Here is a 26,982-nt window from a genome sequence, read left to right on the forward strand (position 1 = left end):
CGGCGTCGGCGTTCCTGGCTGAGCAGCTCGCCACCCTTATCGTTGCTGTTAGTCATAAACATACCCGTTTGCCTATCCCTTATCTTAAGGGGGGAACGGTGTCCTGTCTTTCATGGGGCTCGTTCACGAATCGTGGAAGGCCTGCGGCTCTTGTATTTCCCTAATCTCTCCCAGGCTGACGCTACCCAGTTTCGGTCGTTGGAGGAAAATAGCCTGGGGTACAACAACCTTCTGTACATCGCATCGATCCTGGCAGAGCTCATCCTTGAAGCAGAGGAAGATCGAGGTGAAGAAACCTATCTGCGGTTGTTACTGATTGAGGAGCCAGAGGCTCACCTTCACCCCCAACTCCAGTTACGGCTGCTTCGCCACCTCAAGACAGTTGCCGAAGCACGCGGGATACAGGTGATCATCACCACGCATTCAACGGTGATTTCTGCTGCTGTGTCGGTCGATCACATCATTCATATCTCCAGTGACGACAAGCCCGTAGCAGTACCTCTCAGGAACACGGGGCTTCCCGACCAGAGCCGGCGCTTTGTTGATCGCTGGCTGGATGCCACGAAGTCAAATCTGTTGTTCTCCAAGGGCGCAATCTTGGTCGAGGGCATCGCAGAAGCCATCGTGGTGCCGGAGCTGGCTCGGATTGTCCTGCGGCCCTACGGCAAAGGGAGAGACTGCCTGGATGATTATGGCCTGTCGGTGATAAACCTCGGCGGTATTTACTTCAAACACTTCATGCAGCTGTTCTGTGACGTCAATGGCGAGCAGCCGGGGGCTGATGTGCCAGTCAGGTGCGCCGGTCTAACCGACAACGATCCACCGAAGTCTTTGAAGTCTATTGACGATGGGAAAGGCGGAACCAAAGCAATACCTTTTTTACCCCACGCTGATGAGCATCCTGTTGGTAACAACCCAGCATTATCGCTGCAAGGCCCCATTAACCAATCGCAGTTCGGTCGACTGTTCGCAGGCATGTACAAGACATTCGAATACGACATCGCGATGGAGGGCGACAATCTCAGGACGATGTTGACGGTTGCGGCTGGACTCTGGCCAGTGCCGGACGGTTTGGTAGTGAAGGGGCTGGAAAAGAACGCGAAACTGCATTTCGCCGCCATGACATCTGCCGAAAGAGCCGATTACGCGGGAGCCTTACTTGATCGGCTCGATTCGGATGAGATCGGCAAAGGGTTCTATGCCCAGTCGTTTGCGGACGCGCTAGAGGTCTTGGAAACTGACTTCGTGGTGCCAGAGTACATCCGGCTGGCGATTCTTTGGGCCTGCGGACTGGAAGAAAGACCAGCATGATCGTTCGAGCCCCTGCAGAAGTCCTGCGCAGGGCCCGCCCATGATGAAGTTCACCCAAGAGCAGTTGGCCTACCTCGCCTCACCGCTTGACCAGCATGTCTACCTCAAGGCCTGCCCGGGCAGCGGAAAGACAGAGGTGGTTGCCGCTATGGTGGCCAGAATCGTTCAGGGATGGTCTCGCTCACCCTCAGGCATTGCAGTGCTGACCTTCTCCAACAGCGCGACGCACGAACTCAGAAACAGGATTCATAAGTACCTGGGGGAGCCGATCGGTATGCCCCATATGATCGCTACGTTCGACAGCTTCGTTCTGAACCGGCTGGTGGCGAGCATCGCCAGTGAGATCACTGGATATACGGGCAAGGAGGGTGACTTTCGCATTCGTATTCTAGACAAGACAGCGGACATCTATCGCACGCGAAAGAGTATTTGCGACCGCTGGATCTCCGCGTGCAAATACGACTATGACCTTGGAGCGGCCAGGTTCGTATTTTCAACCGGCGAACGCAGCCTCGATAATCAGTTGAATGCTGCAGCCATTGATCAGGATACCTTCAAAGATCTCATCGCCACCAAAAAACGGCTGTGGAAGGGAGGGTTTGCCACCTTTGGCGACATCGACATGCTCGCCCTGAAGGCATTCAAGGATAAGAAACTCGACGCCTACTATTCACGGATCGCGCGCCGATTTCCTTTGGTCATCGTGGACGAATGCCAGGATCTCTCGGCCGAGCAGCTGCGAATCGTCGAACATCTCACAGAGTTCGGCATCAAGTTCCACTTCGTCGGCGATCTGAACCAGTCAATCTATGGCTTTCGCAGGTCGAACCCCGATAAGGTCACCGAGCTCATGGGCAAGCTCAAGTTCGAACCCTATGAGCTTAAGACGAATTGGCGGAGCGGACAGGACATAGTCGATCTATGCACCAACATCCTCGGCGGCGAACGGATCAGCGGCAACTCAGATATTGCGTCCGAACAACCGCGGATTCTCGAATACAAGGCCTGCCCCTCTGAGCTGTTGCCTACGATCCGCGCCATGACACAGGCGTACACCAACGTGGTACTGGTGGCGCGAGGTCATACCACCCTGCAGCGCTTGCGTAATGGTGAGACCTTTGAAGGCATCAAGCTGCTGGCAGTCGCGTGCATCGGCGCCAGTACAGGCAACCTCAAGGACATCAAGGTTAGCCTGAGGACGTTTGCAAAGTGGTTGGCGAACAAACTTGAGCTGGAGGTCACCAAGGTCGGCCCGTATTGCCCGATTGTCATGGAGTCCAGGCTTGCCTGGCGGAAGTTCATCCATGAGAGTCTAAAGTTCATGGTCGCCAATGGTGCTGGAAACTCCGATCAGACCTGGTCGGCCTGGGTGCGCACCGCGAAGCTGGCGATCCGACAACTCCCGGATCAGCCCTTTGTACCTATGGAGCTGCGGGATGTGCTGGACGGCCTGAGAGGCTTGAATCTGGTGGCTCGCAAAGGGCAGGGTGGCAAGCCCGTAACCGTGCGAGTAGTAAGCCAAGAGATGTTGGAAGGGCTACCAGACACATTGCGCTACGAAACGATTCACCAAGTGAAGGGTGAAACTCATGATGTCACTGTGGTGGTTTCTTCCCAACAGCCCGGAGTGCATCAGTCTCATTGGCAAGACTGGCTGCGGGATCGCGGATCAGAAGCAGCGCGGTTTGCCTATGTAGCGAGTTCCAGGCCACAGCACATGTTGATTTGGGCGGTGAAAAAGCTCAAAGCCGAGGATCGACCTGTGCTGGCGCAGTTGGGGTTCGAGGTGCCGCAGCAACCTTTGTGACCCCCGCCTGATCTTGCGCCTCTCCAAGCCAAGCTTGAGTAGGAAGAAATAGGGCTATCCGCATACAGAGCCGCGATCCGCCAGGAAAGGGTAGCCGATGGTGACCTGCTGATGCGCGACGCTAGAGGATCTCTGGTATGAGGCGCCTGAAGTTAGCTACTCGCGCAATATTTGAGATATCCGGTGCTTAATGCGGCATCGAATGGGTTCTCTCTAATTACTCGATCAATCCTACGGCTTTGGGATGATGCATACTCAGCCTTCCAGGCTAAGGGAGCAGCGCGTGAAAGATGGCAGTGAGGAGTCTTCCCAAAAAAAGCAACGGCGAGGACGGGCGAAGAGCTTGCCAGAGCCTAGTATCCGGAAGGGGGTCGTAAACCGAGCTTTTTACGTCGAGCTATCAGTGCCGTCCTCGACGGCCAGCGAACACCCGACGACCAGCCCATCGGGCGCTAATTCGCATGTGCTTGCGAGGATTTTTGCAGACCGAATCGAAACTTGGCCAACAGTCATCAACCCCGGCTACCTTGCAGAATATACGCAGCAGAGGAGGCCTTACCCACACGTTGTATATCGGCTTCCAAAACCCTTTGCTGGGCCACTGCCAAGCGATCCCACCTCGGCGATGTCTCACATCGAACGCGTATTCGACTCCCGGATATTTAATTCCTGTGCCAAAGGATTGGGGTTCAAGCCATCCTTCAACGCGGTACTCAGAGCGCTTCAGATCGACAAGAGTGTCGATACCATTGAAATACATTTCGAAGGCGAGCTGTTCAGGCGCGAGAACCTGGTATGCGTTTCGGAAGCCACCCTAAATGATCTCAGGAAGGCCTTCATCCATGCGGATGCTTTTTGGAATAGTCAAAAATCAGGGTCACGCGGCTCATACATTTACGAAGAAATTGTAGAAAAGCTAGCTCCTGAGCTAAAACACGTTGGTGATCGTGGGACGCATTTTTTTAGCAGGTTTAGCGAAGCCGAGCGAGATTATCTAGCAACACTGCAGGCATACATTCGGTACTTGCCTCTGGGGATGCCAGAAGACTTCAAGGCAATGCGAGAATCGATGGATCGGGGCGAGCTATACCGCATGATCCACCATTATCAAATAATGCTGGCGCAAAACCTCAGCGCAACCGAGTGGCAATCGTTCCTGAGCCATAACATCGATTTGGTCGTCAAATGCTTGCAGCATCCGGACTGCGGCGTGCTGGATCCGCCGCTGGGTGCGCAACCCAAATCCGCTGTCGGGATCCCAATCATTTACGGGCATGAAGCGTTGGTGCTGACTGTGAGGTCGCCTCATGCGACTCTCATGATACGCGACAGCTTAGGTCGTGTTGGTGATTCTGACCTAGAAGGTTCTGGGGAGCCGTCGGGAAGGTGGATACCCCATCCCGAGTTGGCATCTGCGATAGAGGAAGGTCGAAAGCTGCGGCCTGATATCAATGGACAGGTCCAAAAACCGCGGTGCGTCGTAGTCGCCGGCTTCATGCCGGCCAATGAGGAAGAAGCGGCCGCCTACATGAGTTACCGAGAAGCGACTAGGCAATACAACGGGATCCATTTGGTGGATTTCGGCACGCTCCTGAACGGGTTGCGGTTCCTTGCCCCGGCAAAAAGGACTGGACGGATCAATGTCAGGAGAACCTCTCGGCGCGACGATCTCGCCAACTGAGAATCGGAAGTGCCAAGCTGAAAATACCGACGTGAAGAGAAGTCGGTGCTAAGGCATACGGTTTTGGAGAGAAGCTCACGCTACGGCATACGATTTGAAGGAAATTTTGGGCTAGAACATACGGTTTTGAAGGAATGTTGATGCTTGGGCATACGTTTTCGAAGCAAAAATCAAGCTTAGGCGTACATGTACCTTCAATCCTTAATCGGGGATCGTGCGAATCGTCTCTGGGCTATACTTTTTCCACGGATCGCCGACTGTATAGCGGCATAGACGTGCAGACGGACAAGACTTCACACTTTTCTTCGTCCAAATGGATAGATGTACGAGGTTTGGAAGTAAATGCAATCCAAGGCGTACGGAGAGGGACTAGACGTCAGAGATTTGAAGGGAAACGCACTTAGGGCGTACTTTGTCCAAATTCGGCGGTTTGTAGGGAATCTAGGAGTAGATTTGCTTCAGAGTACTCCAAGCTTCTGATTTTCTTGGGAACGGAGGTATATGGGGATTTGACCGGAGGTATGTGGGTTTGGACACTGGAGCATAGCTGCCCAGACACATAATTTAACATAATATACCTTATGCGTTACAAGATGTTTCCAGTCCAAGACCAGTCATCGCACCATAATCCCAAGGTAACGTTCCAAGGCCTACTGCCAATCACACAGCACACGCCATACGTCCGGCCTCTCCTTTAGCCGGCAGCCCTCGAGCACCTGTACTTGGCTAACGCCCTTCATAAACACCGACCGCCACCGCGTAGTAACCTGCCTTTTTCAAAAAGGTACGCTTGAACTCAGTTTGGCCCGTCATAGGGTTACGCCACAGGTAGTCGACCTCACCGTCGGTCCTCTGGGCCATCACGGCGAGCATCTGTTCACCTATCGGCTGGCCGTCGTAGGCCTTGAGCGTGGCGAAGTCGGTACCGATCAGCCGCCGCAAGAAGCCATGGCCCACGAAGCGTTTGCTCTTCAGGTCTACAACGAAGACGTAAAGGTCGTCTTCGATAAAAGCCTTATCTCCAGGGTCGTTGATCTTCTTGAGCGTGGCCTTAGGGTCGGCGGCCATGGCTTCAGAGGCTTTTTCCAACAGCGCCTGTGCCTGCGTTACGTTGGCGCGCTGCAGGTAGTAGCCGACGGCAAAAATGCGCTCGCCGACTCGCTGGTAGAACACGCGTTTACGCTCCACCTTGCCATCGTTCCAGTTCCACCAGCGGTATTCGGCGCTGTGCACCTGGCCATCCTCGGGTTGAGCAATGGCCTTCTGGAATGCCGCCTTGAGGTCGTCGTCGAGGTAAGCAGTCACCTGCTTTCCGATCATGGACCCAGACGGGCCGCCGCTTGCGAGCATTACACCGGAGGTATCCACCACGTAGATATAAAGCTGCTGGTCAACGAATGGGCCCTGGCGGCTGAAGCTCGCCATTGCCGCATCGCCGTTTGCCTTGTAATAAACGATGGCCTTGTTCAACAGCGCCTGGGCGCGCACGGCCTCCTCGGCGTAGGCCGCATTTTTATTTTGGGCAAGGCCCAGCGTTGAAAACAGGCTCAGGCAGAGAAAAGCGACAACGCGATAAAGGCTCATTATTGTTATTCCCCTATAGGTGCCCTCGCCGCCTCATTGCTTGCAGGCGACGCCGAGCCTCAAAGCGTGCGCCCGATGATTTCCTTCATGATCTCGGAGGTGCCGCCGTAGATACGCGCGACACGGGCATCGACCCAGGCACGGCTGATCTTGTACTCGCTCATGAACCCATAGCCTCCATGCAGTTGCAGGAACTCGTCCAGCAGCTTGCCCTGCATCTCCGAGCCTAACAGCTTGGCCATGGCCGCCACGTCCGGCGTCAGTTCCCCGTGCATCACTTTGGCCAAGCAATCGTCGACGAAAACCCGTAGCATGGTCGCCTGTGCCTTGGCCTCGGCAAGTTTGAAGCGGGTGTTCTGAAAATCCAGTACCGGCTTGCCAAACACCTTGCGCTCGCGCGTGTACTCGATGGTTTCATTCAGCAGCGTGTCGATCGACTGTGCTGCCCGGATGGCGATGATCAAGCGCTCCCACGCCAACTGATGGGTCAGGTACTTGAAGCCCATCCCCTCCTCGCCCAGCCGATTGGCTGCTGGCACCCGTACCTCCTCGAAAAACAGTTCCGCGGTGTCCTGCCCCTTGAGCCCGATCTTTTCCAGTAGGCGGCCTTTGGAGAAACCCTGGCGGTCCTCCTCGACGCAGATCAGCGTCAGCTCCTTGGCCGCTACATCCAGCTTGGTCGCGGTCACCATCAGCCCAGCATTGCCGCCGTTGGTAATGAAGGTTTTCTGCCCGGAGATCACGTAATCGTCGCCGTCACGGCGGGCCATGGTGCGCATCGAGCGCAGGTCGCTGCCGATACCCGGCTCGCTCATGGCGATGACGCCGATCAGTTCACCGCTGACCATGCGCGGCAGCCATTTCTGCTTCTGCGCCTCCGAGCCGTAGCTGACGATGTAGGGCGCCACGATTTCCGAATGGGTGGTAAAACCGATCGCCGTGGCATTGGCCCGCGCAAGCTCCTCGATCATCACCGCCGAGTGCCCGAAATCACCCCCTGAACCGCCGTATTCTTCGGGCACGGTGGAGCACAGCAAACCCAGCTCGCCAGCCTTGAGCCAAATGTCCTTTGGCACGATGCCGTTTTTTTCCCAGGTGTGCAGGTACGGCACGATTTCGCGGTCAACGAAACGCCGCGCCATTTCACGGAACAGGGTGTGGTCTTCGCGAAAGACGCTACGCATCGCGGTTACTCCAAGATATCGGTTAACGATCGATGAATGCCGGCTTGCGCTTCTCCACGAAGGCGGCGACGGCTTCCTGGTGATCTTCCGTATGGTGAGCCAGGGATTGGTAAGCGGCGGACAGTTCGAGCAATGAGTCCAGGCGCATATGCTGGGCCTCGCGCAACAGCCGCTTGCACAGGCGCAACGCATGCCCGGGGTTTGCGGCGATGCGCTCAGCCAGCGCCAGGGCTTGGGCGTTCAGCGTTTCATGGGTGCACACCTGCTCTACCAAACCCCACTCCAGCGCCTGAGCGGCATCGATGGTATCGCCGGTGAACGCCATCAGGCTGGCTTTGGAAATGCCGATGATGCGCGGCAGCAACCAGGCTCCGCCGTCGCCAGGCACGATACCCAGGCGAACGAAGCTTTCGGCGAACAGTGCCGAGGTCGAGGCCAGCCGAATGTCGCACATGCAGGCCAGGTCCAACCCTGCACCAACGGCCGGCCCGTTGACCGCTGCGATTACCGGGATGTCCAGTTCGTAAAGCGCCAGCGGAATACGCTGAATACCGTCGCGATACGTGTTGCGCAACTCGTAGGGTGACCCGGCGAAAATGCCTTCGCGGTTATGCATGTCCTTAACGTTGCCACCGGCGCAAAAGGCGCTGCCGCTACCGGTGAGCACCATCACCCGCACGGAGCGGTCGCGGCGCAGTTCGGCGCAGAGTTCGATGAACTCCTCGATCTGCTGTGGCGACGTCAGGGCATTGCGCGTTTCAGGATGGTTCATGCGTACGCTGACGATGGCGCCGGTACGTTCAATCTGCAAAAAGGGATTCATGCCGTTTTTCCCAGGGTTGAATGGGGCGCCAGCGTTTGCCCGGTGAGCAGCGCCCAGTAACCGTCGCCGCCGGCTTCGCAGACTTGCTGGCCGATGCGCTGGCTCCAGAGGCTTGCCGAGCCGAATTCTCCGCGCCAGGCCCACAGCCGGCGAGTGAACAGGTGCAGCGAATACTCCTGGGTAAAACCGATCGCGCCGTGTACCGAATGGCTGATGGCGGCTCCGGTGCTGGCCGCTTCCGCTGCCGTCACCTTGGCCGCAGCGATACTGAAGGCAGCGAGCGCCTCGCCCGCCTCGGCAAAAGCAGCTTCGGCAGCGATGTTTGCAGCCGCAGCCTGCTCGGCGAACACCGCCAGTTGTTGTTGGATCGCCTGGAAAGCGCCGATGGGTCGACCGAATTGGGTACGTTCACTGGCATAGCCCGACGTCATGGCCAGCAAGGCGTGCAGCGCACCGGCGATTTGCGCGCAACGCAGCAGCGCGCCGCCCAGATGCAGCACATCGGCTGGTAGGCCCGCGGGCAATGGCGCACAGGCCAGCACCTGGGCGTTATCGAAGCTCAGGTCGTCTCGTGGCTCACCTGCGACATTCAGTTGCAGCGCATGCCCGGTGATGCTGGCGCGCGACAGCAGCACCAGGCTCGGCGACGGGCTGTCAGCATCGGCGACGGCAACCAGTGCATCGACATGGCGCCCCCACGGAACGGCCCGAGCTGTGCCGCTTACCCCACTCTTGCGCAGTTGCAGTGACGCATCGGCGCTAAAGCTCAGGCTGCCGGTTCGGGGTTCGATACCGGCGCGACCGAGCAACCAGTTCGCGAGAATAGCCTCCCCCAGCGGCACGGGCGCAACAAAGCGGCCGGCGGCGCGAGCGATGACGTACAAGTCATTCCAGCTCGCCTGCGCACCACCGAGGGCTTCCGGCGCGCCGGCTAGGGCGAAACCGGAATCGTCCAGCGCCGCCCATAGGGCCGTCGGCCATTCACCACCTTCGCACCCCAGCACGTACTCCGGTGTCGCCAGGTCAGCGAACAGCCGCTCGATGGTCGATTCGAAGAGTTCACGCATTATCGCAACCCCATGCCGCGGGCAATGATGCCCCGAAGGATTTCGCGAGTTCCCCCGCGTAATGAAAAGGACGGCGCCATCTGGGCCAGATAGGCCAGCACCCTGGCGTGCTCGGAGCCCCCTTCCTGGCGAGGCTCGGCCTCTACCAGCAGTTGCGCGACTTCGGGAATTTCTTGCTCGAAGCCGTTACCCAGATCCTTCACGCAGGAAGCCGCCCAGGCGGGGTGCTCGCCGGCAGCGAGCTGGGCGGTGACCGACAGCGACATGTTACGCAACGTCACCAACTTGGCCGAAAGCCGGCCGATTTCACGCGCCTGCAGCGCATCGGGGGTTTTCCCCAGTGCATCGATCAACGTCTTGAGCAGCGCCATGCTACTGAGGAAACGCTCCGGGCCGCTACGCTCGAAAGCCAGCTCAGCGGTCACCTGGTCCCAGCCCTTGCCTTCGGTGCCGATCAGGGCATCGGCATCGAGTTGGGCATTATCGAAAAACACCTCGTTGAAATGCTCGCCACCGGCCAAGTCGCGAATGGGCCGCACGGTGATTCCCGGCAGGCTCAAGTCAACGATGAACTGTGACAGGCCTTCGTGCCGGGCATTGGCTTGTTTCTCGCCTGTGCGTACTAGCGCGATCATGTATTGCGAGTGGTGTGCGTTGGTGGTCCAGACCTTCTGCCCGTTGAGCACCCATCCGCTGCCAGTGCGCGTTGCATGGCTCTTGATGGAAGCGAGATCGGAGCCGGAGTTGGGCTCGCTCATGCCGATGCAGAAGTAGCTTTCGCCACGGCAGATCGGCGGCAGGTAGCGCTGTTTCTGTGCTTGGGTGCCGAACCGGTTGATCAACGGCCCGCTTTGTCGATCAGCGATCCAGTGGGCGGAAACCGGAGCACCGGCCGCGAGCAATTCCTCGATGACCACATAGCGGGCGAACGGCCCTGCCGCGGTGCCTCCATACTGCTCGGGCAGGGCCATGCCCACCCAACCTTTCTGCCCCAGTTGGCGGCTGAACGCCGCATCGAATCCCATCCAGGATTGCGCCCGAAGTGAGGGCGGGTAGTCGCGCAGGTTTTCCCGAATGAATTGGCGGACCTCCTCACGAAGCGCTTCGGCCTCGGCGGGGATCCGGCTGTACCTGAATTGAGTAGTGGCCATTCGCGTTCTCGAAAGCTGGACAAGGTCGGCTACCCGCACGGGGCGGCTAACGGGCCAAGCGCCGGTTCGCCCAGCACCTGGCCCGCAGAGCGATGGGCCGGCCGCTAGAGTGCGGTGGCGGCGTCAGCTTTCTCGAACATCGCGTTGATGTCGCCGGAGGTGACCGGCTTGCCATCGCTGCGACCGTGATCGGCACCACCGAGCCCCAGTGCTGGCTCGGTCTTGACGTGCTTGGCCTGGGCGCGCAACGCACCGACCGTGCAAGCCTCACGTGCGTGGACGGAGAATGGATCGAAGGAGAACTCACGCATGGCGTTGAGGTGGGTGAGCTTGTTGATGGTTTCTTCGGGCAGGTGCTGCAGCCCTTCCCAGGCCACTTCCGGCGAATGCGGCCAGGTGCAGTCGGAGTGCGGGTAGTCGCTTTCCCAGGTGACCATGTCTTGGTTCATGAAGTGCAGGTTCTGCAAGCCGAACTTGTCTTCGATGAAGCAGGTAATGACATGCTTGTGGAAGATGTCGCTGGGCATCTGCCCGCCGAAATTCGAATGGGTCCAGGCATTGTGATGGCGATGGGTGAAATCCGCGCGTTCCAGCAGGTAAGGGATCCAGCCGATACTGCCCTCTGACAGGGCCATTCGCAGGTTGGGAAACTTCTTCCACATCGGCGCCCAGATCCAGTCGGCAGCGGAGTTCGCGATGGAGATCGGCATGGAGGTGATCCACGCGTCGATCGGCGAAAGATCGGAAGCGTGGTTGGCCTTGACCCCGGTGCCGATATGGCAGCAAATCACCACGTTATTGTCCGAACACGCTTTCCACAGAGGGTCCCAGTAATCGCTGTGGATCGACGGGTAACCATGGATGGCCGGGTTATCGGACAACGAAACGGCGTGCACGCCCTGCTCGGCCAGCCGCGCCACTTCTGCAGCAGCGGCCTGCATATCCCACCACGGCACCAGCATCAGCGGAATGAAACGACCGGGTGCAGCGTTGCACCAATCGTGCAAGTGCCAGTCGTTGTAGGCCTGGATAGCGGCCAGGGATACCGCACGGTCCGGGTGGTTCTGAAAGCGCTGGCCGGCGAAACCGGGAAAGGTTGGAAAGCACAGCGAGCCGAGCACACCATTGGCGTTCATGTCGTCGACACGGTCCTTGATGCTCCAGGTGCCACGGCGCATCTGCGCGTAGCCCAGCGGCTCCATGCCGTATTCTTCTTTTGGCCGGCCTACCACTGAGTTGAGGCCCATGTAGCCGGTTGCCTGCTCCTCGAACACCCACACATCACGCTCGCCATTTTTCACCACATGCGGCTCACGCCCCTTGAAGCGGGCCGGCATATGGCGGGCAAAAGCGTTGGGTGGCTCGATCGCGTGGTCATCGACACTGACAAGGATCAGATCTTCTACGTTCATGACGTTCCCCTGTGCTACGGGTTTGTTGTTGTGCCCGGAAGCATAGATCAACTTCAGGCTAACTTAAACACTTATTTTATTTATGTTCAATTAAAGTGGAATGGCAGCTAAGGCGCCCTTACCTTTCGATCCTTACCCGTCGGTCACCGCGCACCATGCCCTCCCCTCCGGATGGGAAGGCCGTGTCATCGGACGAAAACCAAACGGGAACTCAGTCCCAGAGCACATGCAGATAGTGCGGCCCACGCAGCTGCGCGCCGACGATTTCGGGTGCCGGCTGATTTGGATCGAGCCGGATGTTAGGTAACAGGTCCAGGATCGCATTGAGCGCACAGTTGATTTCGGTCTTCGCAACGAACTGGCCGATGCACATGTGCGGCCCGAAGCCAAAACCGAAGGATGGTTTGGCACGCCGGTCGATATCGAACACGTCGGCGTTCTCGAAGGCCTCCTCGTCACGGTTGGCCGAGGTCACGATGCATTGCACCATCGCCCCCTTAGGGATCGCGACACCACGGATCGTCATGTCTTCGGCAACCTGCCGTACCTTGAAGGTCGCGACGGGCTCAAAGCGCACCGCTTCGTCGATCGCCTTGTTAACCAAGCTTCTGTCGTTGCGCACACGTTCCAGTGTTTCTGGATGTTCCAGCAGCAAGGCCATCAGCGTGCCAAAGGTCCGTGTGGTGGTTTCACTGGCCGCGGGCAGTAACGAGCGCACGAACGTGGCAATCTCATGGTCATCCAGCGAGCGCCCCTGGTACTCGGCACGTATCAGCCGGCTAATCAGATCATCCCCTTCTGCACCTGCCGCGCGGCGCTCGGCAACCACTACCTTGACCACGTCGTACAGTGCCTTGGCCGCTTCCATCGCAGCACCGCGGGCCGCGGCGGCCTTTTCCGGGTCGACCTGGGGCCCGGCAAGGATCGCCAGCGCCCAGGCCGCATACTGTTCGATCTCTTCCGGCTTGTCTTCAGGAAAGCCGATCAGCGCGTAGATCACCCGTATGGGGAAATACAGCGCGAAATCCATCAGGTCGGCGCCTTTGTTCGGTACCAGGGGGCGGATGTATTCATTGCGAATGACCGGGTCGATCTTGGTTTGCTTCCATCGGTTGACCGTCTCTGGCATGAACACTGGTTGCAGCAGATTACGAATGCTTTTGTGCGCCTCACCGTCCATGGCGGTGAGGATCAGCCCGTCGAAGAACGAGCCCAAGCCTTCGGCGATGAAGCCGTTGGTAAAGCGGCTTGCGTCGCGCATCACCGCCATCACGTCGTCGTATTTGAACAGCGTGAACGTCGGGCGATTGGGATCGAGCCCGGCGATCGACGGCACCCCGAGGCGAGCCATGAAGTTCTCTTCGATGACCGGCGTTTGTTCGCGCATCTCGCGATAAACGGTATGCAGGTCGATGTCGCTACCACGGTAATTGCTGGCAACGCTGGCGAATACTTCACCTAGATTGCTCTGTGCCTGTGTGGACATGGTCGTCTCCTTTCTTATTGTTCAGTGCCGAATCCACAGCCTTGGCGGCAAGGCCAGGCACCGCGGCAATAGAGGCAATAAATCACAATTGTTGAACGTTTGTTATCGATATGAACAACTAATCAGCATAGCGCACCTCACGAGGCAAGAGCGGCTCAATACGCCTGCTGCACATAGGTCATACGGCCACCGGCAAGCATCAAGGCGCAGTACATGTTCAGCTCTACCACCTGCGCGGGGGTAAACCACTCAGCCAGTCGCCGGAAGTGCTCATCGCCAATGGCCATGTAGTCGCCGGCGAACAATTCGGCGAAGGCCAGCGCGGCCTGCTCCGAAGCACTGAAATGCGCATTGTCATTGGCCAGGCAGGCGATGTCCGCTTCGCTGACATCATCGGACTTACGCGCCAGTTGGCACGCCTGGCAGGTGGTGATACTGGCGATCTTCAAGCGGACCAATTCACGCAGGCGCTCGGTCAGCAGGCTGTCTTGCTGAAAGCGCTCTAGCAGGCCGAGCCAGGCATGGGCCAGCGCTGGACGCTGGGCCCAAACCTGCACGGGAGTGGTCGAACTGAGCAGGCGACTCTGCGTGCCGCGCGCCACCGCTTCAGCTAGCCCGGCGGGCAGCGCGTCCAGCGGCACCAGAGGTAACCGCGCCACATCAGTCTACCCGTTCAATGACGGTGGCAGTGCCCATGCCCCCCGCGCAACAGATGGCCTGCAAGCCGTAGCGGGCACCGCGGCGTTCCAGTTCGTTGAGCAAGGTGGTCATCAGGCGTGCGCCGCTGGCACCCAGGGGATGCCCAAGCGCAATGGCGCCGCCATTGACATTGAGGCGCTCGTGAGCCACGCCGGTTTCCTGCATCCAGGCCAGCGGTACGGACGCGAAGGCTTCGTTGACTTCGAACAGGTCGATGTCATCCAGACTCAAACCGGCCTTTTTCAATACCTTGAACGTCGCAGCGATCGGCCCCGTCAGCATCAGGGTCGGGTCCGATCCGACGGTGGTGAACGCTCGAATCCGTGCCCGCGGCTTGAGCCCCAACTGCGTAGCCATCGCTTCCGACATCACTAACAGGGCGGCGGCACCGTCGGATATCTGCGAGGAATTTCCTGCGGTGATTCGCCCGCCTTCCGGACGGAAGCTCGTCTTCAGCGTCGAGAGTTTTTCCCGTGAGGTGTCACGCCGAATGGTTTCGTCCTTGCGCAACGGCTCGGCAGGGTCGCTCAGCGCCTTTTCGCGCAGCAGCGCGACCGGCACCTGGACGATCTCGTTATCGAAATGGCCCGCATCGGCTGCGGCAGCGGCACGGCGGTGGCTTTCAAAGGCATATCCGTCCAGTGCATCACGGCTCAGCGACCATTTCTCGGCGATACGCTCCGCCGCCTCCCCTTGGCTGGTCAGCTCGTAACGATCCGCAGCCATCCAGCCGAATGCCTCGCCATGGATGTCCCGGTTGCTGCCCATCGGCACGCGGCTCATGTTCTCCGCGCCACCGGCAACGACGATATCGGCGGCGCCAGCGGCGATGGCCCCGGCGGCCAAATGTACAGCCACTTCCCCCGATCCGCATTTGCGGTCGATGGTCAGCCCGGGGATCGTCTCCGGCCAACCGGCGCCGAGCAACGCGGTGCGGGCGATATTGGCCGATTGCTCGCCGATCTGCGTGACGCAGCCAAAAATCACGTCATCGACCAGGGCTGGCGATAAGTCGACGCGCTCGAGCAGCGTGTTGATGACGAAGGCCCCCAGGTGATCCGCTCGCACGCCCGCCAGGCCGCCACGGAAACGCCCGATAGGGGTACGTACCGCATCGACGATTACGATGTTGGTCATAGCGCGCTAGCCCTCAATCCGGAATTGGGCACCCGCGCGCCCTCCTCGTAACGATAAACGCCGTGCCCGCTCTTACGGCCAAGACGCCCCGCCGCTACCATTTTGATGATCAGCGGGCATGGGCGGAATTTATCGCCGAGGGTCTGATGTAGATAACGCAGCACCGACAGGCGGGTATCCCAGCCAGTCAGGTCGCCCAACTCCAATGGCCCCATCGGATGGTTGAAGCCCAAGCGCAGCGCAGTATCGATATCTTCCGCGGTGGCGGTGCCTTCCTGCAGCATCCACATGGCCTCATTGCCGAGCAGTGCCGACATGCGGCTGGTGGTCAGCCCAGGGGACTCATTGACCACGATCGAAGTCTTGCCGATGGCATCGCACAGGGTGCGTGTGCGTGCCACCGTCTCGACGTCGGTGGCCAGCCCAAGCACCAGCTCGACCAGCTTCATCTTGTGTACGGGGTTGAAGAAGTGCATGCCGATAACCCGCTGCGGGTGCGCGAGTGATGCGGCGATTTCGGTCACGCTCAGCGCCGACGTGTTGGTGGCGATGATCGCGTCCGCTGCCAACAGCGGTTCAGCCTGGGTGACGACCGCCTTCTTCACGGCCAACTGCTCGGATACGGTTTCCACCAGCACATTGGCGCCCGATGCCGCTTCATCGAGGTCGCTACAGGTGAGCAGATTGGCCAACGAACGTTGCGCTTGGTCTTCGGCAACCTTACCGAGCTTGACGCCGTCCGAAAGGATTTTTTCGATCGAGGCCTTGGCCTTTGCCAATGCCTCAGCACTTGTATCCACCAACAAGGTGGAATAGCCAGAACTGGCGAACGCATGGGCAATGCCGGTTCCCATCAAGCCAGCGCCCACCACGACCACTTTCTCGTCTTTTTTGATGTTCATGCTTGCTTCCCGATTGGGCGCACGGGTTTTTCGCCGACCACATTGCGCAACGTGCCAAGACGCTCTATCGATGCCTCAACAATGTCGCCGGGGTTCAGGAACACGCCGGTGCCCATGCCCACCCCGGCAGGCGAGCCGGTGAACAGCACGTCACCGCAGGCAAAGCTTGAGCGCTGTTGAACGAAGCTAATCAGCTCGTCGACACCCCACGTCATATCGCCAGTGGAACCGTCCTGGCGCGTTTCACCATTCACCTTGAGCGTCAGCCGCAATATCGGTGAGCGGTGGGGAAACTCGTCACGCGTGACGATCCAGGGGCCGAGCCCCGTGGTGCGGTCCTGGCTCTTCGCGGCGAAAAGGTCCATCCCGATGCCCGGGGGGCCGCTAAGCTGCAGATCACGGGCGCTCACATCGTTACCGACGGTGTAACCGAGCACGCAGCTCAGTGGGTCATCCAGGTCGACCTCATGGCTGCCGATCACCGCCACCAGTTCAACCTCATGGTCGAGCTTGTCAGTCAACGGCGGATAGCGAATAGGGTCGTGCGCACCAATGAGGGCACCGTACGCCTTGAGGAAGGCGACCGGTTGTGCTGGCGCCTTCAAGCCGAAGTCTTCGGCCAAGTGCTTGGTGTAGTTGGCCCCGGCGACCACCACTCGGTTCACCGGTTCGATGGGCGGCAGAAACCGCATCTTCGACAGGGGCAGTGGCGGGCCGGCAAAGCGCAGCGCACTGATACCGGCGCCCCTGGCGACCGCTGGCGCCCATGTAGAAAACTCACCGAGGATAGGGGTAGCCTGGTCCTGTGCAGGGTCGACCACCGCCCAGAACGCATCGGCTCCGTTGTAGGTACAACGCGCCAGCTTCATCAGGCACCGACCTTGCCCAGCTTGGCTGGATCGAGGTGCAGCAGTTCGCAAGCATTCTTCCAGCGGATCCGCTGCAGGTCTTCATCGGCCAACCGCAGGCCATGGGTCAAGTCGTGGCGAACGGCATCACTGCCGCCGAAGTTCGAGCCATACAGAACACGATCCGCACCAATGATGTCGACCATCGCCTGGCGCATGGGCAGTTCGTGCAGTTCCACGTCAAAATAAAAGTTGCCCAGGTAATCGAGGAAGGGCTTCTTATTGTGGTACACGTCGAGGTTCGGGTTGGTCTGCGCCATGCGGCCCAATTGGTATGGCACGAACCCGCCGCCATGGGTGATATAGATCTTCAGGTTCGGGAAACGGTCCAACACACCACCGTTGATCAGGTACCAGAAGCATTTGGTTTCGTCATAGTTCATACCCACGATGGCGGTGGTTTCATACCGGTCGGTATTGGCTTGCTTGCCCCAGGTAACCGACTGGTTGTACCCATGTACGAAAATCGGCAGGTCGAGATCGCAGAGGGTCTGCCACACCGGGTCCAGCTCTGGAGAGTCATATTCCAAACCGCCAAAGTTGGAGCCACCGGCAACCAGGCCCTTGGCGCCCAGCTCGGTGCATGCCCGGCGGATCTCTTTTGCCGCCTCCAGAGGCACGTTGAGCGGTGCGTGAGCCCAGAACATCAGGCGATTGGAACCGCCCGCGCAATAGCCGGCCAGTACGTCGTTCACCTTGCGCGCGAACGGAATGGCGAATTCGGCCTCGGCCCAGTACATATAGCAATGGCTTGGGACCGATACGACCTGAGCATCCTGGCCCGCGGCATCCATTGCAGCCAACCGATTGCGCGGGTCGCGCCACTTGGCCATGTATTCATCGACATTGAGCGCTTCACCACGGGCATGGGCCTCGCGCAATGATTTCTTACGCTCCGGCGCGCCCAGGGAAAGAATCCAGTCGCCTACGCGCAACTTTATGTCTCCATCGGGCTGAGATTCGAATGCCGGGCCCCAATAGGGATGTTGATCGTAGTAATCGGGATGGGGCGCGTGCGCGTGAAGATCGATGAGCATGATCCGGTACCTCTGCATTGGCACTTTTATGGTTGTTTGCGCGGTGCCTTAGGCGGCCAGTGAACGATCACCGTGAGTAAACGGGATAGCCGAAGGCCCGCTGCCAAGCCAGAGCATAAATATAAACTGATCAGAAATCAAAGAACTGTTCAAATTATTTTGGGTGCTAGGTTCAAGGCCAAACCTAGACCTAAGTTGACCAAAAAAGCCGTCTCGAAAAATCAGAATCAGCGGCACACACATCAAAAACAACCGCACAGCAGGTAGGCGAAAACGCAGAGGCCCTCGAAATCGAGGGCCTCTGGAGCGGGTGTGGTGTTTCAGCAGCGCAGAGGGTTAGCGGCGGGTTCGCGTCGTGGAGCCCATCGTCAGCGCGGCAACCAGTTTCTTGACCCGAACAGGCAGCAAGCGCCGGCTCGCGGTTTCCGGTACGAGGATTTCACTGAGCACGTAACGAATGATCATCTCGCAGATCAGTTCACGGTCCAGCCTCACTCCAAGCCGCGCATCCCATTCATCGAAGACGATGTCCAGAACGTCCTGAAAGCGCACGATCGAATCGTGGAAAATTCGCCGAAAGAACCCCAGCGCATACTCAGGTGCCACCAGCAGCAGGCGCCGCGCACGGCTTTGCTCAAGGTAATTGTCCAGGTACGTGAGCAGCGCATTGAGCCGCGCTTGTGGCTCGGTGATGTCGCCCAACAGGAGGCTCAGGGCGCTGTGGAAACTGTCCCGCTTATGGCGAGAGTAGGTGTCCAAAAGGTCTTCTTGAGACGAGAAATAACGGTAGAAGGTGCCGCGTGACACGCCGGCGACCTGGCAAACATCCAGAATGGAAATGCGTTCCGCCCCGGATTTAAGAACCACTTCCTCCGTCGCGGCAAGGATGTTGGCGATGGTTTCCTCAGAACGCCGGTTAGGCTTGACGTTGGCCCGGTTGGGGGCCAGCCCGGCGCTTTGGCGGACAGGTTTGTTCAGCGCGCTGGGCGGCTTTTCCACGGCGGCGGTGTGCTTTTTCTTCGGCGTTGCCTGAGGGACTTCGGATAGCTGGGTAGTGCGCTTGGGCATGACCAGAAGGACTCAAATGGGAACGATGGCGCAGGTTAACACAAGAATTTGGCGTTATTAACGATATTTGTTCAACTTCAACCTAAAGACATTTGCTTAATTTCTATCTAGAATCCTATTCTCTCTTCAAAAAAAATCGGGCGATCCTCGGCGGGAACGGCCTTAAAAAGGAGAAAAATGATGCCGGGCAATGACTATTTGGATGGTTGGGCCGTGGGAGAAAGAGACACGGTGATCGATGCGCTTGATCGTGCCGTGGCGCGCTCTCCAGGCAAGGTCTTGTTGGATTTTAGCGGCGAATTGTACACATACAAAGAAGTTGACCTACTTTCCACTCGAATGGCCCATGCGCTTGTTTCGCTCGGGGTCACCCGGGGCGAAACCGTCCTGACCATGCTGGATAATAATATCGATGCCGTGGTCACCTGGCTCGCGATCAATAAGGTGCAGGCGGTGAGCGTGCCGATCAATACCGCGCTGAAGGGCGAGTTCCTTCGCCACCAGATCGCCGACACCGGTGCCCGGGTGGTCATCTGTGAAAGCCACTACGTCAGCCGGATCACGCCGCTAGCTGCGCAACTGCACGATGTGAAGCACATACTCCATCGCGGCAAGATGGATGCCCTCCCCGCCTGTGACATCCCAATCGCGCCGCTCGATGAGTTTCGCGGTCACGATGAAACACCACTGGTCAACAAGCCGAAGCCTGCAGACCTGGCGTGTTTGATCTACACCTCCGGGACCACCGGGCCGTCCAAAGGCTGCATGATCAGCTACAACTTCATGTGCAACCTAGCCCGCCTGCAACTACGGGCGGGGCCGGCCGACGAGAACGACGTCACCCTTACCCCGCTACCCTTGTTCCACATGAATGCGCTGTGCGTTTCGATCATTGCCAGCATCCTAGTCGGCGCTCGCGCCGCCATCCTCCCGCGCTTTTCGGTGTCCAATTTCTGGCAAGAAGTGGAGCGCTCCGGTGCGACCATTGCTTCGATTCTGGGGGGCATGGGTGGGCTACTGGCCCAAGCGCCGGATAACGAAGCGATGAAGCGCTGCTTCGGCCAGATCCACACGGCCCGTGGCAACCCCTACACCGAAGAAACCAAGAGGGTCTGGCGTGAACGCTTCGGCACCAAATTGGTAGGTGGCAACGGTTATGGCCTGACCGAGGCCTGCGTGATTACCTCCTTGCCCGCCGGCGAATACGCCGCTCCCGGTTCATCCGGCAAGCGCATCGCAGATTTCGATGTACGCATCGTCGACGACGACGATTTCGAAGTGCCCACAGGCACGGCGGGCGAGATCGTGGTCCGCCCGTTACGGCCGGACATCATGTTCCAGGGCTACTGGAAGCGCCCGGAGGACACCCAGAAACTGATGCGCAACATGTGGTTTCACAGCGGCGACATCGGTAAGTTCGATGAAGAGGGCTTCTTCTATTTCGTCGACCGCAAGAAGGATTACCTACGTCGCCGTGGCGAGAACATCTCCAGCTTCGAGATGGAGGCCGCCTTCGCCGTTCATCCCGCGCTGTCCGAGGTCGCCGTTCACGCCGTGGCGTCGGATAAAGGTGAGGACGACGTCAAGGTGACTGCCGTGCTACATGAGGGTGCTCAGTTGCACCCCGAGGCGCTGTTCCAGTGGGCTACCGAGTCTGTACCCTACTACGCCCTGCCCCGCTACATCGAGTTCCGTGCCAGCCTGCCGAAAAACCCACAGGGGCGGGTACTCAAGTATCAACTGCGGGACGAAGGTAAGACGCCGGCCACCTGGGACTTGGAAACCACCGATATCAAGGTCGAAAAACGCTAGGTTCATTCGGCCGATATGAAGAAGGCGTGGCCATTGGCCTGCCTTCTTCGTATGGGCTATCCCGAGCGATCAATACTCCCGTGCGGCAATGTGCTGGGGCCGTGAGTTATACCCCGGCAAGTGCAGGCCCCCGTCCACGTGAAGGGTCTCACCCGTCACGAAGCGTGCCATGTCGGATGCCAGGAACACCACCACCGGCCCGATATCCGCTTCCGGCTCACCACAACGGCCCAATGGGCGCATGCCCGCGGACATTTCGGCGAACCCGGGGTTTTCCGCCGCCAGTTTGTGGAAGGTCGCGCCCATCGCCGTGGGGGCGATGGCGTTGACGCGGATGTTGAAACGCCCCCACTCCGAAGCAGCGCTGCGCGTAAGGCCTACGATCGCCGATTTCGCCGCGTTGTAGTCACCGTGCAACCAGGCACCGACCTCGGTGTCGATGGAGTAGAAATTGACGATCGCGCCGCCACCGCGCGCCCGCAGGTAAGGTAAGGCGGCTTTCATCGACCACCAGGCGGCCCATACCGTTGAGTTGAGGGTTTGCTCGAGCATGGCATCGGTCTTGTCTTCGAGCAGAACGTTCGGGGTAGGTGCGAAGGCATTGTTCACCAGGATGTCCAGGCCACCGAACTCATCGGCCGCCGCTTGGATCGCCGCTTCGATATCCTGCTTGCGCGAGACATCCGTTTTAACGAACCGCGCACGCGCGCCAAGCGCCTTCAGCTCTTCGACAACCGCTGCGCCGCTGTGCTCATCGAGCTCCGCAACCAGCACCGCGGCGCCCGCCTTGGCGAAGCTCAACGCAACGCCACGGCCGATGCCGCCGCCCGCCCCGGTGATCAGCGCCACACGTTCCTGTAGAAGTCCCATGGTCACCCCTATTCTATTGTTTTTTGATGAACATTTATTACTATACTGTTCAAATATAACCCATTCCGGTCCATCCGGCATCTACCCCGAACAAGGATAACAGGATGAGCACCTTCCGCCGCTGCGTGGAAATCGTGTGCCGTGGGAACGGCGCCAGTGGAGAGGTCCGAGCAGCGCTTGAGGATGACTTCCACCACTTCCGGGTCAAGGCGAACTACCACGATGGCGTGCTGCGGCAAATTGAAGGCGAAGCGCTGCGCATCCCCTATACCGCTTGTGCCCAGGCTATGGACCAGGTGCATTTGCTGTTGGGCATGTCGATCACCCGGATCGCACACTCAGTGACTCGCCAAACGGACCCTCAGCATCAATGCACGCACCTGCTCGACCTGGCCGGGCTGGCCATTGCCTCGGCCGCGCGAGGCACCTCGGAGCGCCGCTACGCCATCCAAGTGCCGCAAAGGGTCGACGAGCGTACCCGACCGACACTTGAACGCGACGGCGAACAGTTGCTCGTTTGGAATGTGCAGGGCATGTCGATCAAGGGCCCTGCCCCTTTCGTCGACATCGACCTGCGCGAGGGGATGGCGCGCTGGGCGCTGAACCATTTGCCTGAAGAACTGGCGGAGGCGGCCTTGCTGCTGCGCCGTTGCACACTGATCTCGATGGGGCGGATGTATGACCTGGATGCCCAGGAGCACGCGTCCAGCACCGGGCGCTGCTTCAGCCAGCAACCGCAGCGTGCCGTGCACGCCTTGCGAATGAAGGGCTCGACCTGGGACTTCAGCGCGGCGCAGGGCCGGTTGTGCGCTGGCGATCAGGCCTGGCTCGCTGAATGTGGGCGCCCTCTGCCCGGGCCGCTGCCAGGCTGAACCCCGGTCGCGGCCCGTTTGCTATAGAGCCCTTGCTAGAGGAATACCGCCAGGTTCGGCGTACCCAGTACCGCCTGGTCGAGAATGACCTCGCGGCGCGCAAGCTTGAAACCTTCGTCGGTCATGCGCAGAACATCACGGCGCTCGCCACTGATAATGTCGACGTGATGGTCCTTGAAGCGGCTGCGCGTCAGTAGCAAGTAGCTGGTGACCACGAACTCATCAGGCTTCTCGGTTTCCTCGACAAACACGTTGCTGACCAGGCGCCGTACGCGTGACGGCGGGTCTTCGGCCCAGGCGCTTTTGCCCGAGAGGCGAAGAACCCTGCCCATGATCGAGCGGTAGTCGTCATGGTAATGCTGCACCGTACGCACGATGGTCGAGGCCAGGTCCGATTGCAGTCGCGTATGGCGCAGCGGAACCGTGTACACCAGGTCGGTCGCCAGCCGCTGCAACCACTCCTGCAGGCGAATCTGATCGAGCAGCGTCGCCTCTTCATAGAGGAAGGTGACTGCCAGGTTGTAGACCTCGGAACCGATGGGAACCCGTTTGGTGCCTACCGCAGAACCCGGCTGAATATGCTCGGCGCTGCGTTGTTGAACGTGGGCCATTTGAATCACTCCCTGCTTTTATTGTTGTAAAGGGGCCGGTATCGATCAATCTTCGTCGCTGGCCGTCATCAGCTCATGCCAATAAAGCCACCAGTGCCATTGGGTATCGTCCTTGGTGAAGCCTTCATTGACGATGCCTGGGCCTGGCCAGCCTTCAGGTGCGCCCGTTTCGAAGCAGGCCTGGTACTTCAGGGTGCTCTTGCGGCCCATGGCGCCTTTGGCGGCAAGGGTCATATGCGGCCAGGTGTCGGAATCGTCCTGCTCGACCATGCCGGAGGTGCCGAACAGCTGAATGGTCTGCTTGAGCATCTTCTCCCGTAGTTCTGGCGGCGCGTCTTTCTCGGCGAAGATCCAGTTGACGAACTCCAGCTTGTCCGGCCCCTGCGGAACGTAGGCGTGCAGGGTCATGGAGCCGACTACGCTGCCATCGGGCTGCGGGATATAGACGAAACCGAAGAGAATGTTCGGGAACATCCCGCCGACCTGCGGCGGCATGCTGGTCAATACCTTCAGTTGGTCTTCACTCAGGTTGCGCGCCAATTGTACGACCATGTCCTTGGTCATCCCGGCCGGCGGTAGCGCATCGAGTTTTTCCTGGACGGTAAGCGTTTCCGGATCAAGCCCGGTCAGGCGCTTGATCTTGCGCGCCAGGTCGATACAACGCAGCGCGTGGCCATGGGGCGAGCTGATTTCCACGCCGTACATTTCCGGGCTGAGGTCGGCGCTCTGGCCGTTCTCATCTTTCTTCGCATAGTTGCCGACCTCACCCAGCCAACGGTGCAGTGTCAGCGTGTGAAAACCATCGGCGGCCGACTGCTCGCCCGCCGTTTTCCAGTTGGCATTGACGATGAAACGCTGCGGCGGGCCCAGTACTTCCATGCCTTTGTCCGAGCGCAGGAACAGCATGTCGTAATACCACTTGGCATCGCCCAGGAACTCATCGAACGACGGCCCGTCGATGTTCCAAGTGGCGAATACCAGGCCACCGTAGAGGGTCACGCGAGCCTTTTTCAGGCCGAGTTCTTCCTTGGGCCTCATTTTGCCGTGCATGCACTCGCGCTCTACCGGTGAACCGATGAAATCGCCGTTCGGGCGGAACGCCCACCCGTGGTAGATGCACTTGTGGATCTGCGTATTGCCGCAGTCGGCAGTGCTGATGCGCATGCCGCGGTGCGGGCAAACATTGAGGGTGACGAAGACTTCACCTTCTTTGCCACGGGCGACGATGACCGAATCGGAGCCCATGTCGCGGACCATGAAATCGCCGGAGTGGGGTATCTCGGATTCGTGACCGAGCAGGACCCAGATCTTGCCGAAGATTTTTTCCATCTCCAGCTCGTAGATCTCCCGGTCCGACAGCACGCGCATCTGCACTTCACGGCTGGAGGGGTAAATGAGATCGGAAACCTTGGTTCCGTCGGACAATACAGGGCTTGTTCTTGTTAGCATGATTGCCTCCTGTTTCAGGGTGTCACGGCCATTTGGACCGGGCGGAAATACGTAGGTGTTTTAGTTGATTTTGGCCTATCACTCGCGCGGAAACGGCCGCGCACCGGCTTTCTCTCGCACACTCCCCCTTGCCATGCGAAAACATCAGGAAATAACCTGCTCGGCCTTGCCCACCTGCGTGCGCAGAATGCCGATGCCGTCCACTTCCAGCTCTACCAGGTCGCCCGGCTTCAGGTAGCGCAGTTGCTCCAGGCCACAGCCGTTGCCGACCGTGCCGGAGCCAAGGAACTCGCCGGGATGCAGCGTTTCGGACCGCGACACATGGGCGATCACATCCTCGAAACGCCAGCGCATGTCACGGCTGTTGCCGCGCCCCCATTCCTCGCCGTTCACCCGGGCGATCATGTTCAAGTCGTAGGGGTCGCCGAGCTCGTCAGCCGTCACCAGGCAGGGCCCCATGATGTTCGCGGTATCGAAGTCCTTGCTCTTGGCGGGGCCGAGCATCCCGGGCATCTCCAGGGCCTGCGCATCGCGTGCGCTGATGTCGTTGAAGATAGTGTATCCGGCGATATGAGCACGCGCGGCCTGCCGGCTGATGTCCTTACCTGGGCGACCGATGTAGCAGCCGAACTCCAACTCGAAATCCAGTGCCTTGCTGAAGCTGGGCCATTGGAATTCGTCGTCGATACCCACAACGGCGAATCGGTTGCATTTGTAGTAGATCGGCTGTTTGTTGAAGGTGTCGATCACACGGTCGTCGGCGCGGGTGTTCATCGCCTTGAGGGTTTCCACCGGGTTCTCGGTGCGCAGGGCCCGAGCACGGCGGGCAGCGGCGAAACTCTGGCGCAGGTGCAATTCAAAGCAGGAGCAATCGCGCATCTGCGGCGGTGGCTGAATCGGCGCGCGCAACTTCACCGCCGTTCGCTCGAACACCGCGCTCGAAGGTGCCTTCGCCGCCAGCGAACGCGCCAGGTCGAGCGCCACCTCCCCCCCTTCGATAAGGGCAAGCACACTGGAAAGCTCGGCACTCTCGCGCCCCTGCAGGCCCTTATAGGCCCCCTGCAAATCGACCACGAGGCTGTCGCTCTCTATCAGCGCACCGGCGCGTGCTTCGCGCCCGCCGTCGACAAAGGTCACCAGCCTCATACGCGTCCGCTCACAGGCAGCCAGGCGCCGGTCACGGCGCTGGCGTCGTCAGACAGCAGAAACGCCACCACGGCGGCCAAAGCCTTGGGTGTGACCCAACGGGTGGCGTCGGCATCAGGCATGTCCGCGCGGTTCGTCGGGGTGTCGATAATGCTTGGCAACACCGCGTTGACCGTGACGTTGCGGTCTTTCAGTTCTTCGGCCAAGGCTTCGGTGAAACGCGCGACCCCGGCCTTGGAGGCGGCATAGGCGCCCATGCCCAGGCCTGCCTTCAGCGCGGCCAGTGCGCCGATGTTGACGATCCGCCCTGCCCCGCTGAGCAGCAGCTGAGGCAACGCGGCCTGCGCGGTGACGACGGCCGTACGCAGGTTGATCTGATAGAGGCGGTCCCATGTCTCCAGGCTGCCGGCCTCGACCGTTTCCCAGGCGAAGCCGCCGGCAACGTTGACCAGCCCGTCTACCCCGCCGAAATGCTCGGCGACACGCTGCACGGCGCTTTTCGCCGGTGCCGCGCCAGTGAGGTCAACGCCACCCAGGCACAGCAGCTTCTCCACATCCAGCAAGGCGGCTGGCGCCTCTGCGCGATCGAGCAGCGCAACGCGCGCACCTCGTTCCAGTAACAGGCGGCCCAATGTGCTGCCAAGCACACCGAAACCGCCAGTAACGATGATGACCTTGTCCTTCAGGGACTGGGGCATAGCGAAGACTCCTGTTGTTTTTATGGCTTCGATACGGGCTGACCGGGTAGATCCGCATTGGGACAATATATGACACTTTTCTATAATATGTACAAATGATAACGTAGTCCTTCAGTCGCCTGCCCCTACCGGAACCCTCCGATGCCGAGAAAATTGCCCGCTCTTAACGCTGACAACCGCGCTTTCTGGCAAGGCGGCCAGCACGACGAACTGCTGATCCAGCATTGCGCAGCCTGTTCGACATTCTTCCACCCGCCCGCCCCCATC

23 protein-coding genes and 1 pseudogene are annotated in these 26,982 nt (G+C 59.4%); 6 read left to right on the forward strand and 18 right to left on the reverse strand.

What is annotated here, in order from left to right; all coding sequences use genetic code 11:
• Positions 1 to 123 precede the first annotated feature (123 nt).
• From HAQ05_RS25790 to HAQ05_RS25800, 3 genes and pseudogenes are all read left to right on the forward strand, one after another.
• A pseudogene (locus HAQ05_RS25790) lies at positions 124 to 1,311 on the forward strand (ATP-dependent nuclease); the annotation flags it as partial.
• Positions 1,312 to 1,354: 43 nt separating this feature from the next.
• Positions 1,355 to 3,118 carry a UvrD-helicase domain-containing protein gene (locus tag HAQ05_RS25795; RefSeq protein WP_190426661.1) on the forward strand — a complete coding sequence of 588 codons (1,764 nt, stop codon included), beginning with the start codon at positions 1,355 to 1,357 and terminating at the stop codon, positions 3,116 to 3,118.
• A 625-nt stretch (positions 3,119 to 3,743) separates the two neighbouring features.
• Positions 3,744 to 4,799, forward strand: a complete 1,056-nt coding sequence (locus HAQ05_RS25800) for a hypothetical protein (protein ID WP_190426586.1) — start codon at positions 3,744 to 3,746, stop codon at positions 4,797 to 4,799.
• A gap of 726 nt (positions 4,800 to 5,525) precedes the next feature.
• Here HAQ05_RS25800 and HAQ05_RS25805 read toward each other — a convergent pair.
• The 13 genes from HAQ05_RS25805 to HAQ05_RS25865 all read right to left on the reverse strand — a co-directional run bounded on the left by HAQ05_RS25805 (position 5,526) and on the right by HAQ05_RS25865 (position 19,257).
• Positions 5,526 to 6,383 (reverse strand): cache domain-containing protein, encoded by an 858-nt coding sequence (locus tag HAQ05_RS25805; RefSeq protein ID WP_190426589.1) that lies wholly within the window; start codon positions 6,381 to 6,383, stop codon positions 5,526 to 5,528.
• A 59-nt stretch (positions 6,384 to 6,442) separates the two neighbouring features.
• Positions 6,443 to 7,567, reverse strand: a complete 1,125-nt coding sequence (locus tag HAQ05_RS25810; protein ID WP_190426591.1) for an acyl-CoA dehydrogenase family protein — start codon at positions 7,565 to 7,567, stop codon at positions 6,443 to 6,445.
• Positions 7,568 to 7,589: 22 nt separating this feature from the next.
• Positions 7,590 to 8,390: a crotonase/enoyl-CoA hydratase family protein gene (locus HAQ05_RS25815; RefSeq protein ID WP_190426595.1), complete on the reverse strand. Its 801-nt coding sequence runs from the start codon at positions 8,388 to 8,390 to the stop codon at positions 7,590 to 7,592.
• Positions 8,387 to 9,457: an acyl-CoA dehydrogenase family protein gene (locus tag HAQ05_RS25820; protein WP_190426597.1), complete on the reverse strand. Its 1,071-nt coding sequence runs from the start codon at positions 9,455 to 9,457 to the stop codon at positions 8,387 to 8,389. The genes HAQ05_RS25815 and HAQ05_RS25820 overlap by 4 nt, the downstream gene beginning before the upstream one ends.
• Complete coding sequence (locus tag HAQ05_RS25825; RefSeq protein ID WP_190426600.1) at positions 9,457 to 10,608, reverse strand: acyl-CoA dehydrogenase family protein; 1,152 nt, start codon at positions 10,606 to 10,608, stop codon at positions 9,457 to 9,459. The genes HAQ05_RS25820 and HAQ05_RS25825 overlap by 1 nt, the downstream gene beginning before the upstream one ends.
• 104 nt (positions 10,609 to 10,712) lie before the next feature.
• On the reverse strand, positions 10,713 to 12,020 hold the full coding sequence (locus HAQ05_RS25830; protein WP_190426603.1) for an amidohydrolase family protein: 1,308 nt from the start codon (positions 12,018 to 12,020) through the stop codon (positions 10,713 to 10,715).
• Between the two features lie 211 nt (positions 12,021 to 12,231).
• Positions 12,232 to 13,506: a cytochrome P450 gene (locus HAQ05_RS25835; RefSeq protein WP_190426606.1), complete on the reverse strand. Its 1,275-nt coding sequence runs from the start codon at positions 13,504 to 13,506 to the stop codon at positions 12,232 to 12,234.
• 155 nt (positions 13,507 to 13,661) lie between these two features.
• Positions 13,662 to 14,165 carry a carboxymuconolactone decarboxylase family protein gene (locus tag HAQ05_RS25840; RefSeq protein WP_190426609.1) on the reverse strand — a complete coding sequence of 168 codons (504 nt, stop codon included), beginning with the start codon at positions 14,163 to 14,165 and terminating at the stop codon, positions 13,662 to 13,664.
• Position 14,166: 1 nt separating this feature from the next.
• Positions 14,167 to 15,342, reverse strand: coding sequence for a thiolase family protein (locus HAQ05_RS25845; RefSeq protein WP_190426612.1), 1,176 nt, complete (start codon positions 15,340 to 15,342; stop codon positions 14,167 to 14,169).
• The gene (locus HAQ05_RS25850; RefSeq protein WP_190426615.1) at positions 15,339 to 16,244 is read right to left on the reverse strand and encodes a 3-hydroxyacyl-CoA dehydrogenase; all 906 of its coding nucleotides are present in this window, start codon (positions 16,242 to 16,244) and stop codon (positions 15,339 to 15,341) included. Before HAQ05_RS25850 ends, HAQ05_RS25845 begins: the two co-directional genes overlap by 4 nt.
• Positions 16,241 to 17,113: a fumarylacetoacetate hydrolase family protein gene (locus HAQ05_RS25855; protein ID WP_190426618.1), complete on the reverse strand. Its 873-nt coding sequence runs from the start codon at positions 17,111 to 17,113 to the stop codon at positions 16,241 to 16,243. Before HAQ05_RS25855 ends, HAQ05_RS25850 begins: the two co-directional genes overlap by 4 nt.
• Positions 17,113 to 18,189 (reverse strand): amidohydrolase family protein, encoded by a 1,077-nt coding sequence (locus HAQ05_RS25860; protein ID WP_190426622.1) that lies wholly within the window; start codon positions 18,187 to 18,189, stop codon positions 17,113 to 17,115. The genes HAQ05_RS25855 and HAQ05_RS25860 overlap by 1 nt, the downstream gene beginning before the upstream one ends.
• A gap of 336 nt (positions 18,190 to 18,525) precedes the next feature.
• Complete coding sequence (locus tag HAQ05_RS25865; RefSeq protein ID WP_190426625.1) at positions 18,526 to 19,257, reverse strand: TetR/AcrR family transcriptional regulator; 732 nt, start codon at positions 19,255 to 19,257, stop codon at positions 18,526 to 18,528.
• Between the two features lie 180 nt (positions 19,258 to 19,437).
• On the opposite strand from HAQ05_RS25865, the gene HAQ05_RS25870 reads away from it, so the two are divergent.
• Complete coding sequence (locus HAQ05_RS25870; protein WP_190426629.1) at positions 19,438 to 21,069, forward strand: ATP-dependent acyl-CoA ligase; 1,632 nt, start codon at positions 19,438 to 19,440, stop codon at positions 21,067 to 21,069.
• 69 nt (positions 21,070 to 21,138) lie between these two features.
• On the opposite strand, the gene HAQ05_RS25875 is transcribed toward HAQ05_RS25870, so the two are convergent.
• Positions 21,139 to 21,939 carry an SDR family NAD(P)-dependent oxidoreductase gene (locus HAQ05_RS25875; protein ID WP_190426632.1) on the reverse strand — a complete coding sequence of 267 codons (801 nt, stop codon included), beginning with the start codon at positions 21,937 to 21,939 and terminating at the stop codon, positions 21,139 to 21,141.
• 104 nt (positions 21,940 to 22,043) lie between these two features.
• Here HAQ05_RS25875 and HAQ05_RS25880 point away from each other — a divergent pair, with 104 nt between their 5' ends.
• Positions 22,044 to 22,811 (forward strand): DUF2889 domain-containing protein, encoded by a 768-nt coding sequence (locus HAQ05_RS25880; RefSeq protein WP_190426635.1) that lies wholly within the window; start codon positions 22,044 to 22,046, stop codon positions 22,809 to 22,811.
• 35 nt (positions 22,812 to 22,846) lie between these two features.
• On the opposite strand, the gene HAQ05_RS25885 is transcribed toward HAQ05_RS25880, so the two are convergent.
• From HAQ05_RS25885 to HAQ05_RS25900, 4 genes are all read right to left on the reverse strand, one after another.
• Positions 22,847 to 23,422, reverse strand: coding sequence for an aromatic-ring-hydroxylating dioxygenase subunit beta (locus tag HAQ05_RS25885; protein WP_190426638.1), 576 nt, complete (start codon positions 23,420 to 23,422; stop codon positions 22,847 to 22,849).
• 45 nt (positions 23,423 to 23,467) lie between these two features.
• Positions 23,468 to 24,871 (reverse strand): Rieske 2Fe-2S domain-containing protein, encoded by a 1,404-nt coding sequence (locus tag HAQ05_RS25890; RefSeq protein ID WP_190426650.1) that lies wholly within the window; start codon positions 24,869 to 24,871, stop codon positions 23,468 to 23,470.
• A 144-nt stretch (positions 24,872 to 25,015) separates the two neighbouring features.
• The gene (locus tag HAQ05_RS25895) at positions 25,016 to 26,017 is read right to left on the reverse strand and encodes a fumarylacetoacetate hydrolase family protein (protein WP_190426654.1); all 1,002 of its coding nucleotides are present in this window, start codon (positions 26,015 to 26,017) and stop codon (positions 25,016 to 25,018) included.
• Positions 26,014 to 26,715, reverse strand: a complete 702-nt coding sequence (locus tag HAQ05_RS25900) for an SDR family NAD(P)-dependent oxidoreductase (protein ID WP_190426657.1) — start codon at positions 26,713 to 26,715, stop codon at positions 26,014 to 26,016. The genes HAQ05_RS25895 and HAQ05_RS25900 overlap by 4 nt, the downstream gene beginning before the upstream one ends.
• 141 nt (positions 26,716 to 26,856) lie before the next feature.
• Here HAQ05_RS25900 and HAQ05_RS25905 point away from each other — a divergent pair.
• Positions 26,857 to 26,982 (forward strand): zinc ribbon domain-containing protein (locus HAQ05_RS25905; RefSeq protein WP_238936596.1); only part of this gene is annotated, 126 nt, incomplete at its 3' end.

Origin of the sequence: Pseudomonas typographi (genome assembly GCF_014694385.1) — a bacterium.
Lineage (GTDB): Bacteria > Pseudomonadota > Gammaproteobacteria > Pseudomonadales > Pseudomonadaceae > Aquipseudomonas > Aquipseudomonas typographi.

Coding starts and splice junctions, on each gene's coding strand:
- HAQ05_RS25825 (WP_190426600.1), bottom strand. CDS start 10,608: ATGGCCACTACTCAATTCAGGTACAGCCGGATCCCCGCCGAGGCCGAA.
- HAQ05_RS25850 (WP_190426615.1), bottom strand. CDS start 16,244: ATGAACATCAAAAAAGACGAGAAAGTGGTCGTGGTGGGCGCTGGCTTG.
- HAQ05_RS25855 (WP_190426618.1), bottom strand. CDS start 17,113: ATGAAGCTGGCGCGTTGTACCTACAACGGAGCCGATGCGTTCTGGGCG.
- HAQ05_RS25890 (WP_190426650.1), bottom strand. CDS start 24,871: ATGCTAACAAGAACAAGCCCTGTATTGTCCGACGGAACCAAGGTTTCC.
- HAQ05_RS25820 (WP_190426597.1), bottom strand. CDS start 9,457: ATGCGTGAACTCTTCGAATCGACCATCGAGCGGCTGTTCGCTGACCTG.
- HAQ05_RS25880 (WP_190426635.1), top strand. CDS start 22,044: ATGAGCACCTTCCGCCGCTGCGTGGAAATCGTGTGCCGTGGGAACGGC.
- HAQ05_RS25815 (WP_190426595.1), bottom strand. CDS start 8,390: ATGAATCCCTTTTTGCAGATTGAACGTACCGGCGCCATCGTCAGCGTA.
- HAQ05_RS25845 (WP_190426612.1), bottom strand. CDS start 15,342: ATGACCAACATCGTAATCGTCGATGCGGTACGTACCCCTATCGGGCGT.
- HAQ05_RS25860 (WP_190426622.1), bottom strand. CDS start 18,189: ATGCTCATCGATCTTCACGCGCACGCGCCCCATCCCGATTACTACGAT.
- HAQ05_RS25805 (WP_190426589.1), bottom strand. CDS start 6,383: ATGAGCCTTTATCGCGTTGTCGCTTTTCTCTGCCTGAGCCTGTTTTCA.
- HAQ05_RS25900 (WP_190426657.1), bottom strand. CDS start 26,715: ATGCCCCAGTCCCTGAAGGACAAGGTCATCATCGTTACTGGCGGTTTC.
- HAQ05_RS25870 (WP_190426629.1), top strand. CDS start 19,438: ATGCCGGGCAATGACTATTTGGATGGTTGGGCCGTGGGAGAAAGAGAC.
- HAQ05_RS25895 (WP_190426654.1), bottom strand. CDS start 26,017: ATGAGGCTGGTGACCTTTGTCGACGGCGGGCGCGAAGCACGCGCCGGT.
- HAQ05_RS25810 (WP_190426591.1), bottom strand. CDS start 7,567: ATGCGTAGCGTCTTTCGCGAAGACCACACCCTGTTCCGTGAAATGGCG.
- HAQ05_RS25875 (WP_190426632.1), bottom strand. CDS start 21,939: ATGGGACTTCTACAGGAACGTGTGGCGCTGATCACCGGGGCGGGCGGC.
- HAQ05_RS25865 (WP_190426625.1), bottom strand. CDS start 19,257: ATGCCCAAGCGCACTACCCAGCTATCCGAAGTCCCTCAGGCAACGCCG.
- HAQ05_RS25830 (WP_190426603.1), bottom strand. CDS start 12,020: ATGAACGTAGAAGATCTGATCCTTGTCAGTGTCGATGACCACGCGATC.
- HAQ05_RS25835 (WP_190426606.1), bottom strand. CDS start 13,506: ATGTCCACACAGGCACAGAGCAATCTAGGTGAAGTATTCGCCAGCGTT.
- HAQ05_RS25800 (WP_190426586.1), top strand. CDS start 3,744: ATGTCTCACATCGAACGCGTATTCGACTCCCGGATATTTAATTCCTGT.
- HAQ05_RS25795 (WP_190426661.1), top strand. CDS start 1,355: ATGAAGTTCACCCAAGAGCAGTTGGCCTACCTCGCCTCACCGCTTGAC.
- HAQ05_RS25885 (WP_190426638.1), bottom strand. CDS start 23,422: ATGGCCCACGTTCAACAACGCAGCGCCGAGCATATTCAGCCGGGTTCT.